The 15,519-nt window shown below is 27.2% G+C and carries 14 protein-coding genes; 7 read left to right on the top strand and 7 right to left on the bottom strand.

The genetic code is table 11. The features are described 5' to 3' along the window. Positions 1-132: 132 nt before the first annotated feature. The 3 genes from IC175_RS14125 to IC175_RS14115 all read right to left on the bottom strand — a co-directional run bounded on the left by IC175_RS14125 (position 133) and on the right by IC175_RS14115 (position 5,001). Positions 133-486, bottom strand: coding sequence for a PqqD family protein (locus tag IC175_RS14125; RefSeq protein WP_227434309.1), 354 nt, complete (start codon positions 484-486; stop codon positions 133-135). Next, positions 473-2,401, bottom strand: coding sequence for an OPT family oligopeptide transporter (locus tag IC175_RS14120; protein ID WP_227434308.1), 1,929 nt, complete (start codon positions 2,399-2,401; stop codon positions 473-475). The genes IC175_RS14125 and IC175_RS14120 overlap by 14 nt, the downstream gene beginning before the upstream one ends. Before the next feature lie 410 nt (positions 2,402-2,811). Beyond that, a complete protein-coding gene (locus tag IC175_RS14115) occupies positions 2,812-5,001 on the bottom strand; it encodes an amino acid adenylation domain-containing protein (RefSeq protein WP_227851645.1) in 2,190 nt (729 codons plus the stop codon). 336 nt (positions 5,002-5,337) lie between these two features. Here IC175_RS14115 and IC175_RS14110 point away from each other — a divergent pair, with 336 nt between their 5' ends. After that, entirely contained in the window at positions 5,338-6,069 is a 732-nt protein-coding gene (locus IC175_RS14110) for a glycerophosphodiester phosphodiesterase (RefSeq protein WP_227434306.1), read from the top strand. Between the two features lie 79 nt (positions 6,070-6,148). Beyond that, entirely contained in the window at positions 6,149-6,787 is a 639-nt protein-coding gene (locus tag IC175_RS14105; protein WP_227482279.1) for an isochorismatase family cysteine hydrolase, read from the top strand. Between the two features lie 222 nt (positions 6,788-7,009). On the opposite strand, the gene IC175_RS14100 is transcribed toward IC175_RS14105, so the two are convergent. Further along, positions 7,010-7,603 carry a DUF3867 domain-containing protein gene (locus tag IC175_RS14100; protein WP_227434304.1) on the bottom strand — a complete coding sequence of 198 codons (594 nt, stop codon included), beginning with the start codon at positions 7,601-7,603 and terminating at the stop codon, positions 7,010-7,012. A gap of 70 nt (positions 7,604-7,673) precedes the next feature. Beyond that, positions 7,674-8,537: a S66 peptidase family protein gene (locus tag IC175_RS14095; RefSeq protein WP_227434303.1), complete on the bottom strand. Its 864-nt coding sequence runs from the start codon at positions 8,535-8,537 to the stop codon at positions 7,674-7,676. Between the two features lie 173 nt (positions 8,538-8,710). Between IC175_RS14095 and IC175_RS14090 the strand changes: the two genes are divergently transcribed. From IC175_RS14090 to IC175_RS14075, 4 genes are all read left to right on the top strand, one after another. Next, on the top strand, positions 8,711-9,880 hold the full coding sequence (locus IC175_RS14090; protein WP_227482277.1) for a M20 metallopeptidase family protein: 1,170 nt from the start codon (positions 8,711-8,713) through the stop codon (positions 9,878-9,880). Between the two features lie 97 nt (positions 9,881-9,977). Beyond that, positions 9,978-10,454 carry an SAM-dependent methyltransferase gene (locus tag IC175_RS14085; RefSeq protein WP_227482276.1) on the top strand — a complete coding sequence of 159 codons (477 nt, stop codon included), beginning with the start codon at positions 9,978-9,980 and terminating at the stop codon, positions 10,452-10,454. Positions 10,455-11,071: 617 nt separating this feature from the next. Further along, complete coding sequence (locus IC175_RS14080; protein WP_227851644.1) at positions 11,072-11,866, top strand: M55 family metallopeptidase; 795 nt, start codon at positions 11,072-11,074, stop codon at positions 11,864-11,866. Positions 11,867-11,888: 22 nt separating this feature from the next. Next, entirely contained in the window at positions 11,889-12,332 is a 444-nt protein-coding gene (locus IC175_RS14075) for a regulatory YrvL family protein (protein WP_227434299.1), read from the top strand. Between the two features lie 78 nt (positions 12,333-12,410). On the opposite strand, the gene IC175_RS14070 is transcribed toward IC175_RS14075, so the two are convergent. Both IC175_RS14070 and IC175_RS14065 read right to left on the bottom strand, forming a co-directional pair. Next, positions 12,411-13,697 (bottom strand): Gfo/Idh/MocA family protein, encoded by a 1,287-nt coding sequence (locus IC175_RS14070; RefSeq protein WP_227482275.1) that lies wholly within the window; start codon positions 13,695-13,697, stop codon positions 12,411-12,413. Between the two features lie 186 nt (positions 13,698-13,883). Beyond that, positions 13,884-14,783: a DMT family transporter gene (locus tag IC175_RS14065; RefSeq protein WP_227482274.1), complete on the bottom strand. Its 900-nt coding sequence runs from the start codon at positions 14,781-14,783 to the stop codon at positions 13,884-13,886. A gap of 301 nt (positions 14,784-15,084) precedes the next feature. Here IC175_RS14065 and IC175_RS14060 point away from each other — a divergent pair, with 301 nt between their 5' ends. Then, entirely contained in the window at positions 15,085-15,429 is a 345-nt protein-coding gene (locus tag IC175_RS14060) for a RidA family protein (protein WP_227434296.1), read from the top strand. The last annotated feature ends 90 nt before the right edge of the window (positions 15,430-15,519 follow it).

Raw genomic sequence — 15,519 nt, 5'->3', positions numbered from 1 at the left:
AGTTTAATAACCTTTACTTTAAGTTTATAAGTTATAAATATTTAAAAGAGCTATATGTCTTTAAAAACATATAGCTCTTTTTTAACTATCTTCTAATTTTTATATTCTGATATATCCTATAATAATTCTTTATTATAAGTCTATATCCATTCTTTCAACATAGTGACAATTGACATCAATATGATTTAAAAAAACCAATAACCTTTCATAAAGTGGATGAGATTCTTCTCCATATTTAGATTCTAAGTTTTCACCTATTTCCCTAACAGTCTTTTGACCATCAATTTGTAAAAATACAAAACTAGAATATTCATCTAGCTCTATTTTTTTATATTTAGGTATTCTAGCTTTTAACTTTCTAAAAAACTTTTGAATCTTATGGTCCTGTTTTTCAAGTATAGTTACAATACCATTTTCATCTACTTCATATTCAAGTCCATCAGTAATTTTAAATACAATATCTAAAACATCATTACTCTTGCTCATTATTTTTTACTTTAGATAAAATGATAGGTAATGTTGTAAGTACAACTAAAACTATTAATAAAGCAATTGCCATTGAATTTGTAGCAGCAAAACCACTTGGTACTTTTGGAGTTATAACTCCAGTTACTTGTAATATTATACCTATTAAACCAATGATAGATCCACCTGCAACAAGACCAGAAGATAAACTTATACCATTAGAAACTTTAGCTTCTTTTTCTTTTTCAGATTTAGATACTAGTTCAACAAATAAACGAATTAATGCTCCAACTAATATTATAGAAGTTGTTGCTATTGGTAAATAGAATCCTATAGCTATAGTCATTATTGGTAAGTTTAATGCATATAACACAATTGCCATAAATACTCCAACAATAATCATAACCCAAGGTAAACTACCTGACATAATACCAGAAGTTAATGTTGACATTAAGTTTGCTTGTGGTAATGCAAATTGTACATTATCACCAGTGGCTTTAAGTTGGTCAGAAAGTAATAAGATTACTCCTACAACAACTATAACACCAACTATACTTGCAACTGTGAAGTAACGTTGCATTTCATTTTTGCTACCACCAATGATGTAAGTTACTTTTTGAGATTGAGTATATCCTCCAGCTATAGCAATAGCAACAACTATAAATGACCCAAATAAAAGTAATGATTTATTAGCTTCTAAATCAGTCCATCCCATTATAACAAATACTAATGTTACAATAACTAAAGAAGCTATAGTCATACCAGAAACTGGAAGATTTGATGTTCCTATTGTTCCTGTTAAACGTCCAGCTACTATGACGAATAATAAAGATAATAAAAGAGATATGATAGCTCCAATAATTGCCATAGCAATATTACCAGAAATCAAGAACGCTGCTAAGAACCCAACTACTACTCCACCTAATAAAAGTATCATTTGTATAGATGAACCTTCTTCTGCATCTCCAGTACTTGATTTAGCTTTAAGTGTTTCTTTTATAGAAGCGATTATAGTTGGGATAAGTTTTATTGCACCAATAATACCTCCACAAAGCATCATACCAGCACCTATATATTTTACATAACTACTAGATATAGCTCCAACATCCATTTGGTTAAGAGGCATTGCAGGATTATTCCATACCATAGCTCCATCTTTAGCCATATCAGTAAAGTAACCTATTAAAGGTGCAATACCAAAGTTTGATAAGATACTTCCTGCAAACATTGTTAAAGAAACTTCAAGCCCTACTATAAACCCAATTCCTAAAAGTAGAGGGTTTACTTCAATATCAAATTTCCATTTGTAGAATTTACTTCCTACAAGACTCATTACATTGTTTGCTACATTTAAGAATGAACCAGTTAATACAGTGATAAATCCACTTATTACAAATCCAATTCCCATGTATTTAATTGAGTCTCCACCAGCCTCTGAAGCAACAAGTGTTTCAGATATAGCCATTGATTCTGGGTACATAAGTTTACCATGTTCTTCAATTATTAAATAATTGTGAACTATTGCTGCAACTCCTATACCAAATAAAACACCACCAACTCCAACAGCTAAGCCTTCTAAAAATGTGATTTGGCTTCCAATTAAGATAACTGCTGGTAATACGAAAATGAATCCACTTGCAACAGATTCCCCACCACTTGACATACCTTGGATTAAGTTCTTACCAAGAATACCCTTTTGGCGAGCAAATGCTCCAACAAAAGCAGAACCTATTATAGCTCCTGGAATACCTGCTGCAACTGTAAGACCAGCTTTCATTCCAGAATAAGTTGTAGATGCGGCAAAAATGGCAGCTAAAATGATACCGATAATCAATACAGCTACATTTCCACCGGTTCTGGACTTATCTGTGATGTATGGAACGTAATCTTTTCCACTAACCTCACCATAAGCTCCCTTAGGTAATTTTTTGTTCATAAAATTTTCACCCCTTTTCAGTTTGTATATATTATAACATATATACATATAAAACTTAACTTTTTATTATTTTACAAATAGCGAGTAAAAACTACTAAAATTTAATCCCATATTATTAATTTCTATTTTTAGATATTTTTATGCTAATTTTCTTTTTATTTTTCGATTATACTAAAAAGGATTAAGATAAAAAATAAAAATTTTTTTTATATTAAAATTAAATTTGTTATAAAAACACTTTAAAATGCGGAAAAGTATAAAAAATACAATAATCATCCTTATAAACAGATTTTCACCACAGTAAAAATGTACAGAAAATTCTTTCTTTTATGTCAATTGATTCATTCTTGAAAATAGGTGTCATAAAGAAACTTCTATAGTTCCTTTATAACACCTGTCATAATACAAAATCACTCTGGCAATGCCCTTTTATTTACTTTTCCAATTGGTGTAACTGGTATTTTATCTATCCTCATTATTATTGTTGGAATCATGTATGGAGGTAAATGCTCATTTAAATATTCTCTAACTGTTATGTCATTTATTTTTTCACTATCCTCATCATCAATCACATAATATGCACATATATACATATCTCCATCCTCATTTGTTCTTGAGATACAAACAACACTTTTAATTTCTGTAATATTGTTTATTATGTTTTCAATCTCATACAGCTCTATTCTAAATTCATCAATTTTTACTTGATTATCCATCCTACCAATATAATCCAAATTTCCATCATCTAGCCATCTTACCAAATCACCAGTTCTATACATTAATTTATTATGTTCACAAGTTTTGTAAGGATTTTCTACAAATACTTGCTCTGTTAAACCTTTTTTATTTAAATAGCCTCTTGATATTTGGATTCCTGATAGACAGAGTTCTCCTAGAACTCCAATTGGGCATAGTTTATTTTTTTTATCTAATACATATGCATAAGTATTAAAGATTGGCTTACCTATTGGTATTTTCCCATACTCTTTATCCACATGAAAAGAAGTTGATACAACAGTAAATTCTGTTGGTCCATACTCATTATATAACTCATAGTTACGTTTTCTATATCCTTTTAATCTTTCTCCTCCTGTCTGCACAATCCTAAGTGAACTGTTGTTACAGTTTTGTATAAATAATCTTGCAAACGCTGTTGGTAATGCTAATATAGTTATATCATTTTCCTCACAATACTCATTTACTGTATATTCATCAAATTTTGCTTCTTCTGGCATAATGTTTATTGAAGCACCCATCAATAGATATGGAAATAGTTGTTTCATTACAGCATCAAAACTAAAACTTAAATATATCCCACATATATCACTTTCTGTAGCACTTATAGCTTCTATACTATAATAACACATGTTTACTAAACTCTTATGCTCTATAGCTATAGTCTTTGGTCTACCAGTTGACCCTGATGTAGATATTGTATATGCACAGTTTGATGGTGTTATTTTTTCAGTTAAGTCATATCTAATTTTAAATATATCTTCATCATTTATATCAATTACTATTGTGTTTTCATTTATAACCTTACATCTAAGTTCGTCTGTAGTTATTACTACTTTTGCATTACTATCTTCAAGAAGGTAATTTAATCTTTCTTCTGGATTACTTGTGTCTATCGGGAAGAATGCTCCTCCTGATTTCATAATTCCTATGGCTGTAACAATTATATTAATGTCTCTTGGCAACATTACAGCTACTATATCTTCACTTTTTACCCCTATATAATTTAAATAACCTGCAAGTCTATCAGTTAACTCATCAAGTTCTCTATATGTCAAATTTCTATTTTCATCTCTGGCAGCTACATTATTAGGTGTTCTCTCAACTTGTTCCCTAAATAAATCAATATAACTTCTGTCATATGGTATCTCACATTGATTATCATTAAAATCTTTCAATAATATTCTTTCTTCTTTCTTACATACAAATTCTAAATCTTCTATTAAAATGTTATTATTCCTTATTATCTGCTCTATTATATAATCAAATTGATTTAATATCCTTCTAATAGTTTCTCTTTTGTATATAGATGGCTTATATTTTATTTTTATTTTTAATGCCCTTTTAGTATAAACTATTACAGATAAATCATATCCTTTTTTTTCTATGTCATAGTCATATGATAAATCAAAACTTTTAGCTACAAATATTGTATTTATAAGTTTAGTATTCAGATGATTTTTATTCTCTATATCTGATAATAAATAGTATCCATATTCTAAAGACCTACTCCATTGCCTTTTTAAATTTTTTACAACATCTATAAACTTTTCGCTTTGTCGAACCTTAACTCTTATAGGAATTATATTTATTGTTTTTCCAAAAACTACATCATCTTCATATGTATACTTTTGTAATATAAGTCCATAGATAGTTTCTATAATAGAACTTATGCTTATATTATTCATTTTAGAATATTGAATTAGTTTCTCATGTTTTTCAATATCAATCTTAAAAATTTCATCTACAACTTCGTCAGAACAATCTTTATAAAAAAAATCATTTGGAATTTTTGCTAGATTGGTATAATCATCTAACAAATCCATCCAATAATTCATAGCTCGTTCTAAATTAACTTCATACATATCAAAATTCCCCCTTACTACTAAATCTATAGAAAAAATTCTTTTGGAATTTCATTTTTTTAAATACAGAAATATATTAATAATATATATGCAAGCTCTAAACACATGAGCTTGCATAAACTTATACTTATATATTATGACTATTAAATTCGTAATATTTATAATGTTTAAAATATATTATAACACAGATATGATTTTATTTTCTTACATTTATATAATATATAAATTATAAATTGTTATTTAATTAATGTATAATTATATTGTTTAGAATATGATATATTATATTAATTAAAATTTTATAAGAATAAGTTATATTTATTGAAAGGAGCTTTACAAATGAACATTTATGCTCACAGAGGTTTTAGTGGAAAATATCCAGAAAACACTATTCTCGCTTTTAAAAAATGCTTAGATATGGATATATACGGAATAGAACTTGATGTTCACAAGACTAAAGATGGAAAAATTGTAGTTATTCATGATGAAACGGTTGATAGAACTTTTAATGGACATGGTTTTGTAAAAGACCTTACTTTAAGAAAACTAAAAACATTGAACTCATCCTTTGAGGGTTACCAAAACAATAAAGAATGTAAAATTCCAACTTTAGAAGAAGTCTTAATCTTAATTTCGCCTACAGACCTTATCTTAAATATAGAACTAAAAACTGACAAAGTAAATTACACTAATATAGAAAAAGATGTTTTGAAACTTATTTTAAAGTATAATATGAAAAACAGAGTTCTTATATCTAGTTTTAATAGTAATAGCTTAAAAAATTTTCATAAGTTAGAACCCAGTATAAAAACAGCTTTATTATGCTACTTACCTATAAATAATGTAGTTGAATTTGCTAAATTTCTAGGAAATAGCTATCTTCACCCTCCTTTAATTTTAGTAAATGAATCTCTAGTTGAACTTTGTCACAAAAATTTACTAGGTGTCAATGTGTATACTGTAAATGAAGAAGAAGATATGCTACATTGCCTATCTCTTAATGTAGATGGTATTTTTACTAACTATCCAGATATAGCTTTAAACCTTTTACAATCAAAGCAATATAGCTAGTTATATAGTAGTTTATACTCCTTGACTTTTATATGATTAATATGTACAATTTTATTAAATTTAGCTTGGAGGTATACTTATGGATAACTTATTAAATGAACTTGAAGCTTTAAAAAGTAATTTGGATAATTTACCAATAGAAAAAATAGAAAATTACGATTTGAGTAAAACAGTTTTATTTATAATTGATGTCAATAATGGTTTTGCAAAACAAGGTGCCTTATACTCTCCCAGAGTAGAATCTTTGATAAAACCAATTGAAATTTTCGCAAAAAAAATATCAAATAAACTAAATAAAGTAATTGCATTTACTGATTGTCATACACCTAAATCTATAGAACTTTTAAGTTATCCTGTTCACTGTTTAGAAAGTGATGTGGAAAGTGAACTAGTTGACGAACTTAAGTCTATAAAAAATCTACAAGTTTTCCCTAAAAACTCTACTAATGGATTTTTCGCACTAGAAAATTTAGACTTTGATGGGATAGACAATATAATTATAGTTGGTGATTGCACAGATATATGTATATATCAATTTGCAATAACTCTAAAATCTTATTTTAATCAATATAATATCGAAAAAAATATAGTTGTTCCTATGAATTTAGTAGACACTTATGACATTCCTAATGTTCATCCTGCAGAGATTTTAAACCTAGTATTTTTTAATAGTATGCTTCAAAATGGAATTAAGGTATTAAAGGAAATTAGCTTATAATAAATACTTTATAGATTTATATAGGGATACAACTTTGATAATAAGATTGTTCTATACAAATATTACTTAATACAATTAATTTAACATAACTAAAGTATATAAATATAGAAATCGCAATTTAAATATTCTTCTATACATCTTCTGTAGGAGAAATTAAATTGCGATTTCTATTTTTTACATAATACTAATCAACCATACCGCTTCAATAGTTAAATTTACTTTTTAATAATCGTATTTATTTGTAGTTTCACACATAACTACTTTTATCTTTTTATTAAACATATTCTTATATTCTAATAAAAACTCATTTAATTCTGAGTCCATAAGATTTATTTTTTTGTCACTACAAAGCATTATTTTTTCTTGATCTATTATTACATTAATATCATTTAAATCATTTTTTATGAATGTTGTTATACAACTCTTAGGTTGAATTTTTTCACCATATTTCTCATAAAATCCTGCACTCTTTTTAAACGATTCTAAATCTTCTGTAGATACTTTGCTGGAAGTATTATTACTCATAAAACCTGCTGTAGAAGGGTCGATTCCAAAGTTTCTAAGTTGTTTTTCTACTTCTTCAGTGTCCATACCATATCTTTCCATGAACTGTTTTTGTATTTTCATAAACTTTTCTTGAGATATGTCATTATCTTTCATATAATCAAATATTTTTCTTGAAAATTCAGCCATCGACATCTTTCCATCCATAACAGAAAAATATAAGTTATATATGTATTGCTCAAATTTATCTACATCAGAATCTTTAACTTTGTTTTTTAATTCGTTAAAGTCAATTATTCTATCATCAGACATTTTTTATCCTCCTAGCTAAATTTTTACTTGTATAAGATTATACCATACTTCTAATATATTTATATATACACTATTTTTTTAATTTAACCATTTTTTCTGTTGCATCTAATTCACACATTCTTCCTAAAGGAATAGTTATCATTGGTATACAGTGCCCAGATTGTAGATTATATATAGCTGGCTTATTAACCTTCTGCGCAAATTCCTCCAATAGTTCTATTAAATCTTCTTCTTTGATACAGTCTTTAAAATCTCCAAAAATTATACCATTACATTCATCCAGTTTTCCTGAAGAATACAATTGAGTTAACATCCTGTCTAATTTATATTGACATTCTCCAATTTCTTCAATGAATAAAATTTTATCCTTTGCATCTATTTCATATTTAGTTCCTATTGTAGAAATTATTAGAGATAAGTTTCCTCCCATTATTATTCCCTCTGCTTTGCCTTCACATACAGTATAAATCTTTTCTTCTTTTGGATTTTCTAAGTATAACTCATCTTTAAATTCTAAAGCATCTACTAGAGATTTATAAGTAAATTCATCCCATTTAGCTACATTCGCTGCCATTATTCCATGATATGGTAAAAGACCACAATTTTTATAAAAAGCTAGATTTAAACCTGTTATATCAGAAAAACCTATAAATGGTTTAGGATTTTGTTTTATTATTTCGTAATTTATTTTATCTAGTATTCTTGTTGTTCCATAACCTCCTCTTAAACACATAATTATATCTACTTCTTCATCTAAGAACATCTCTTCTATATCTCTTACTCTAATATCATCATTCCCAGCTAAATAACCTTTATAATTTAGTCCACAACTTTCAGAAAATTTAACTTTATAACCATACTTCTCCAAATTAAATTTTATTTCTCCTAGACTTATATTTCTCAATGGTCCAGAAGGCGCAATTACTCCTAACATCTAAACACCTCTTCTTCTAAAATGATATATTCTAATTTATGCTAAACATCTCTACTATAATTATAAGACATTTTATTTATACTTGATACAGAATAATGTTTTATATAGAATAATATAATTATAATAATGAAGAAAAATAAATTTTTAATTTTAATATAGTTAGGATGTGTTTTATTATTAATATTAAAGCTCTTTGCCATGATATAAATGATTGGGTTATAGATATTAGAAGAGATTTACACAAAACTCCAGAACTTGGCTTAGAAGAATTTCAAACTAAGAAAAAAATTATTAAATATTTAGATGAAATAGGTATAAGTTACATTGAATATGAAAATCACACAGGAGTAACTGCATATATAAATGTAAATCCAAACTTTGAGACAATTGCTATAAGAGCTGATATAGATGCTTTACCTATAACAGAAAAACTCAATCTTCCTTATAAATCCATTAATTTAGGTAAAATGCATGCATGTGGCCATGATGCACATACTGCTATTTTACTTGGCACTTGTAATATACTATTTAAATTAAAGGATTATTTAAATGTAAATGTAAAGTTTTTTTTCCAACCTGCTGAAGAAACTATTGGTGGCGCTAAACTTATGATAGAAGATGGATGTATGAAAAACCCAGATGTAAATTATATATTTGGTCTTCATGTAAATCCCAATATTGATAAAAGTTTAATTGAACTAAAATACAATACTTTAAATGCATCAACAGATACACTTTGTATAACTGTATATGGCTCAAAATGCCATGGAGCTTATCCTCATCAAGGTGTTGATGCTATAGTTATCTCTGCTCATATCATAACTGCTTTGCAGACAATTGTCAGTCGAAATACAAACCCCACTGATTCTGTAGTTATTTCTTTAGGAAAAATTGAAGGCGGAATTAAAGAAAATATAGTTTGCGATAAAGTTGTTATAAAAGGAACCTTAAGGACTTTAACGCAGGAAACCAGAGATTTTTCAAAAAAACGAATTAGAGAAGTTTGTGATTTTACTTGCAAAACATTTGGTGGAAATATTGATGTTGAAATTGAAGAAGGTTATCCTTCCCTTATAAATTCAAATTCTCTTGTAGATTATGTTAAACAAAATGCAGTAGAATTATTTGGAAAAGAAAATATTTTGATTAAAGATACACCTACTCTTGGTGCTGAAGATTTTTCATATTTTTTGGAATATTGTGAAGGTGTTTTTTATCACCTTGGTTGTGCAAATCAGGGAAAAAATATTAATTCTCCTCTTCATACAGATACCTTTGATATTGATGAAGATTGTCTTATTACTGGTGTTATGCTTCATTCAAAAAATGTATTATCCTTTTAATTATATGCTTCTATCTCCTTTTTATATTGACTCTCACATGGTGTTAGGGTTTACTCTAAAATTACAAATAACAAACCAAATAATTGGAGGTAATATTATGAAACAAATTTTAGTAAACCCTATAGGAAAAATACGTGTTCAAGGTGAAGAAATTTCTATCAAATTGGATAAAAAGTATATACCTGCATTAAAAGCACTTGATGAATTTAGTCATTTAAATGTAATCTGGTGGTTTGATGGATTTGATGATGTTGAAGCAAGAAGTATCTTAGAAACTCCAAAGCCTTATAAAAAAGCACCTGATGTTATGGGAATATTTGCGACAAGGTCACCTATTAGACCTAACCCAATAGCATTAACTACTGTACAAATTATTAGCATCGACCATGAGCATGGTATAATAAGAATTCCATATATCGATGCTAATGATAATAGCCCTGTTATCGACTTAAAACCATATACTCCAAGTATTGATAGAGTTGAAAATCCCTCAGTCCCTGAATGGTGTAGTCATTGGCCTAAATGTGTAGAAAAATCAGGGGAATTTGATTGGGAAAATGAATTTGAATTTTAATTTATTTTAGATAGAGTATTAAATTAAAGGTAGAGTATTAAATTAAAAAATTCTAATTTAATACTCTACCTTATTATATTTTAATTCTATAAAATATTCGTTGTATTTCATTTTCTTGAATTATATAATTGATTTTATCCACTTTCATATTGGCAAATTATCTTGTATACTTAATATAAATAATTATAAAGGAGAATACTCATGACAATATTTAGTCTACAAACAGCAAATTTATTTGGATGGATAGCTATTTATAGCCCCTTAAACATCTTCTTTTTTACTAATTCTATAGAATAATTCTATAATTCCACTCTTTCTCCTAATCTTAAAACACTACAACCATTAAACAAACTTAAAAATAATATCTATCAATGTTTTAAGTATGTTAAACTAGTAAATGTAGCTACTTCTGTGTTACAATTTTATATAAATATTGTATATAGCAATAATAGGATAATAGATACTAGTTAGTGTTATATTTCTAATATCAGTTATTTTTCAGTTACAGATTTAATAATAATTAATAATGAGAAATAATATTTTTCTACCTCTTATTAATTGTATGTTTACTGTTATCTGTTATTATCATTAATAATAAATTTAAGGGGGCTTATATTATGAAGTTATATTTAAGTGCCGATATAGAAGGTACTTGTGGCATTGTAAATTGGGATGAAACAAAGCTTGAATGTGAATTTTCACAACACTATAGAACACAAATGAGCAAAGAAATAGCAGCTGCATGTAATGGAGCTACTCAGTCTGGTATGCATGAAATACTTGTTAAAGATGCACATGATAGTGGTAGAAATATTAATCCAGATATTTTACCTGAAAATGTCAAAATCCTTAGAGGATGGACTAAAGACCCACTAGTTATGATGGCTGGTATTGATAAAAGTTTTGATGCATGTGTATTTACTGGCTATCATTCTGGAGCTACTTGTAATGGGAATCCACTTTCTCATACTATGGATATTGACTATGACTATTTTAAAATAAATGATGAAATAGCATCTGAATTTACTATAAATGCTTATGCTGCTGCATACTATAATGTTCCTGTAGCATTTTTAAGTGGAGATGAAATGCTTTGTGAAAGTGCAAAAAAACTAAACCCAAATATAATCACTGTTCCTGTTTCAAAGGGAATTGGAAATGGCTCAATTTCAATCCACCCAAATCTTGCACTAAAAAAAATAGAAGAAGGTGTTCAAGAATCTTTATCTGGAAATTTATCTAGACACTTAATAAAATTACCAAACAAATTTAAAATTGAAATAAAGTTTAGAGAACATTACAAGGCTTTTAAAGCTTCTTTTTACCCAAATATGAAAAAAATAGATTCTCAAACAATACTATTTGAAACAGAAGATTATTATGAATTTTTAAGAATGTTGTTATTTATATAAATTTCATGTTATACATAAGGAGTTGATTAAGATAAGTAATAAAAGAAGGATTCCTTTAGGCGAATTTATTTCTGTATTTTTATTTTTTGCTGTTTTTTTTGGTATAACTTTTTGTATTTTCACTGTTATAGGAATTGGCTTCTTATCATTCTTAGGTTTTGAATATAAATCTCTTGGGTCTGTACTAATTTTCTTTTTAATATATTTTTGTATAACTACCCCAATTGATTTTCTATGCACTACCATTTTAGATATATTTAGATATGTAAACAAATTGCCGTATTCAATTTATAAATTCTGCGAATTTATAATTGATTTTATACTGACTTTTTTAGCTATGAACATAATTGATACATTTATGGATTCAATAATGATTCCTTTAAGTACAGAAATTTTATTTGCCTTACTTTCTTATCTCTTATCTGAATGCATGGATTTTTTTGATAAAGATAAGAAAAAATCTTAATAAAAAGATAGATTACTTAATAGACGATTTATATATCCCTATTATCTAATCTATCTTTATTTGTGTAATCTTTTATATTTAAAATATAGTTTCTTCTATTTCTTTAGTCATCTTTATAGCATCATCAAAAAATTTATCTATATGCACCACTTCATCACTCAATCTTGAATACTCTGCTGCAAACGCCATTACATGACTTTCTATAGCATCTTTTGCTGCTGCTCTTCCTTTTTCTAAGTCTTTATTTAAAACTAATTTAATAAATTCAGTTATGAGATTTCTATCATATTCTTCTACCATATCTTTCTTATTTGATGGATTTATAACTACTTCTTCATTTTTTCCAAATTCTTTAATTCTTATCTCATTTTTATTTAAATCTCCACCAACTTCTCCATGACTAAACATCATCTTTATAGTTCTTCCATTTTCTTTAGTAAATGCACATAAATTAAAAGTAGCAGTTACTCCATTTTCAAATTGTAATATATTTACCATGTTATCTACAACATTATTATCACATCTGTAAACACATCTTCCATATGGACTTGTCTCAAGTATCTTTAAAAGATTCTCTTTTGTAGGATTTATATGCACAGCTCTATTTATATTTCTGTCATTTTCTAGGTAAATTTGTTTTGCAGAATATGGACATTTCTTTTCTACCAAACATTGAAGGCAATTCTGTGCCATTTCTCCCCCAGCATTTTCATTATTAAGATGCTTTAAACTTCCAAATGCAGAGATTTTTTTACATCTACTACCTACCAAATATAATAGAATATCCATATCATGACAACTCTTCGCCAAAATCAAAGGGCTTGTCTCATTACTATTTCTCCAATTCCCTCTAGTAAAACTATGAGCAAAATGCCAATAGCCTATATTCTCATTATATTGTATACTAACTAATTCTCCTAATTTTTTACTTTCTACAATTTCTCTTAATTTATTGTAAAATGGAGAATATCTAAGTACATGACAAATCATAAAAATCTTATCTTTATACTTCTCACATAGGTCATTTATATGTACTAATCCATCTAAACTATTAGACATTGGTTTTTCCAATAATATATGATAACCTTTTTGAAGAGCTAAACTTGCTACATCATAATGTCTATCATCATTTGTAGCTATTATGACTGCATCTGCCATTTTATCCTGTTTAAAGAATTCTTCTAGACTTTCAAATACATTTTTGCTATTTAAGTTATACTTCTGTGCAAATAATTCACGTCTTCCTTTTTTTGGCTCTGCTACAGCAACTATCTCACATGTATCAGAATTTTCATAAATATATGGAGCATATGCATATGTACCTCTATTACCTGCTCCAACCACAGCAACTTTTACTTTTTCCATACTTTAAATTATCCCCTTTATATTATTCTACTACTTTATTATATTCTATTTTTAAATATATTTGGATATTTTTGATAAAAGAAACAGCAGTTATAGTTTTTTACTTTTAACTGCTGTTTTAACTTAATATGCTATTCTTTTTTAGAATCATATTATTTATTTTTAATGTAAATTTTAATACTATTTTTATTTATTTTGCTTGTCAATTTCTTTTTCTAGCTTGTCTAATTTTTTATTGTATAAAAACATATAAAATGCTGCTGAAAAGACTATTACATATCCTACAACACTTAGCATATCTGGATAAACATTAAACAAGAATATACTCAAGATTGCTGAAAATATTATATTACTATAGTCAAATATAGAAATTTCTTTGGCTGGCGCATACTTATATGCTAAAGTTATACCAAATTGACCTAAACTTGCAAATACTCCACCTAGTAATAAATATACAAGTTGCATAAGAGTCATTGGTTCATACACTGCAAAAGCTATTGGTCCTACAGTAACTAATGAAAAAACTGAAAAGAAAAACACAATTGTATAATAATCTTCTCTATCTCCAAGAATTCTTAAACAAGTATATGCCATTGCTGCAAATACAGCTCCTGCAACTCCTCCTAGATATGGAATTACTTCAACACTAAATGTTGGTTTTATTATAAATAAAGCTCCTATAAATGCAATTATAATTGCCCCTATCTGTTTTATGTTTATTTTTTCTTTTAGAATAATTGCACAAAATATAACTACAAGAAAAGGACTCATTTTATTTAGCATATTAGCATCTGAAAGCATCAACTTATCAATTGCATAATAGTTAAATATAACCCCTAAAGTTCCAAAAATTGACCTATATAAAAGAACCTTCATATTTTCTTTTTTACCTGTTAAACTTCCTTTATGTTTTATGATTAGCCAAAACGCTATTATAGCCGATACCAAGTTTCTAAAAAATACTTTTTGAAAACTTGGTAAATCGCCTGCCAGTTTTACAAATGCAGACATCATTGCAAAACCAAGAGCTGATGCTATTATAAACATTATACCTTTTATTCGATTTGATTTGATTGTACTACTCATATTTACCTCTTTTCTATACAAATACATAAACCTATATTTAAAAACTACTTAAAAAACTAAAATTTCTAAATTAAATAATAATTATCTAAATATTCCAATTTATACTATAATTAAAAGTATAAATTATGTCAAGTAACTAATAAATCTTTTCAATTAATAACAATAATAATTATAAGTAAAAAGTTATATCTTTTTATAGATTATTCGCCAAATATATACTATAATTTTATATAGTATAGACTTTTTTTAATTTATTATTTAGATTTTTAGTGGATTTTTTAATTATGGAGGTATTTAAAATATGGAAATAAAAAGATATGAAGGAACTGGAAGAATGAGTAGAGCTGTAGTTCACAACAATACAGTTTATTTATGTGGACAAACTCATGCTGAAGGAGGAGTAGTTGAGCAAACTACTGAAGTTTTAAATAAAATAGAAGATTTATTAAACAAATATGGTTCAGACAAACAACATTTACTATCTGTTACCATTTATTTAAGAGATATGAAGGACTTTGAAGCTATGAACTCTGTATGGGATGCTTGGGTTGAAAAAGGATTTGAACCTGCTAGAGCTTGTGTTGAAGCTAGACTTGCTAGAGAACACTTATTAGTTGAAATGAGCGTTGTTGCTGCTACAAAATAATTGTTTTAAATTTAATAAGCAAATATAATTACTTTAACCTATAAGGAGATATAGTATTGATTAATACTACATCTCCTTATTATTTAATTC

The sequence above is a fragment of the Clostridioides sp. ES-S-0123-01 genome, from assembly GCF_020658415.1.
Taxonomy (GTDB): Bacteria; Bacillota; Clostridia; order Peptostreptococcales; family Peptostreptococcaceae; genus Clostridioides.
This window is presented reverse-complemented; position numbering and strand designations above follow the sequence as displayed.

What these genes read in the sequence shown, in the direction of transcription:
- IC175_RS14065 (WP_227482274.1), bottom strand. Translation starts at nt 14,783, where the DNA reads ATGAGTAGTACAATCAAATCAAATCGAATAAAAGGTATAATGTTTATA.
- IC175_RS14120 (WP_227434308.1), bottom strand. Translation starts at nt 2,401, where the DNA reads ATGAACAAAAAATTACCTAAGGGAGCTTATGGTGAGGTTAGTGGAAAA.
- IC175_RS14080 (WP_227851644.1), top strand. Translation starts at nt 11,072, where the DNA reads ATGAAGTTATATTTAAGTGCCGATATAGAAGGTACTTGTGGCATTGTA.
- IC175_RS14105 (WP_227482279.1), top strand. Translation starts at nt 6,149, where the DNA reads ATGGATAACTTATTAAATGAACTTGAAGCTTTAAAAAGTAATTTGGAT.
- IC175_RS14060 (WP_227434296.1), top strand. Translation starts at nt 15,085, where the DNA reads ATGGAAATAAAAAGATATGAAGGAACTGGAAGAATGAGTAGAGCTGTA.
- IC175_RS14125 (WP_227434309.1), bottom strand. Translation starts at nt 486, where the DNA reads ATGAGCAAGAGTAATGATGTTTTAGATATTGTATTTAAAATTACTGAT.
- IC175_RS14100 (WP_227434304.1), bottom strand. Translation starts at nt 7,603, where the DNA reads ATGTCTGATGATAGAATAATTGACTTTAACGAATTAAAAAACAAAGTT.
- IC175_RS14115 (WP_227851645.1), bottom strand. Translation starts at nt 5,001, where the DNA reads ATGTATGAAGTTAATTTAGAACGAGCTATGAATTATTGGATGGATTTG.
- IC175_RS14070 (WP_227482275.1), bottom strand. Translation starts at nt 13,697, where the DNA reads ATGGAAAAAGTAAAAGTTGCTGTGGTTGGAGCAGGTAATAGAGGTACA.
- IC175_RS14085 (WP_227482276.1), top strand. Translation starts at nt 9,978, where the DNA reads ATGAAACAAATTTTAGTAAACCCTATAGGAAAAATACGTGTTCAAGGT.
- IC175_RS14095 (WP_227434303.1), bottom strand. Translation starts at nt 8,537, where the DNA reads ATGTTAGGAGTAATTGCGCCTTCTGGACCATTGAGAAATATAAGTCTA.
- IC175_RS14110 (WP_227434306.1), top strand. Translation starts at nt 5,338, where the DNA reads ATGAACATTTATGCTCACAGAGGTTTTAGTGGAAAATATCCAGAAAAC.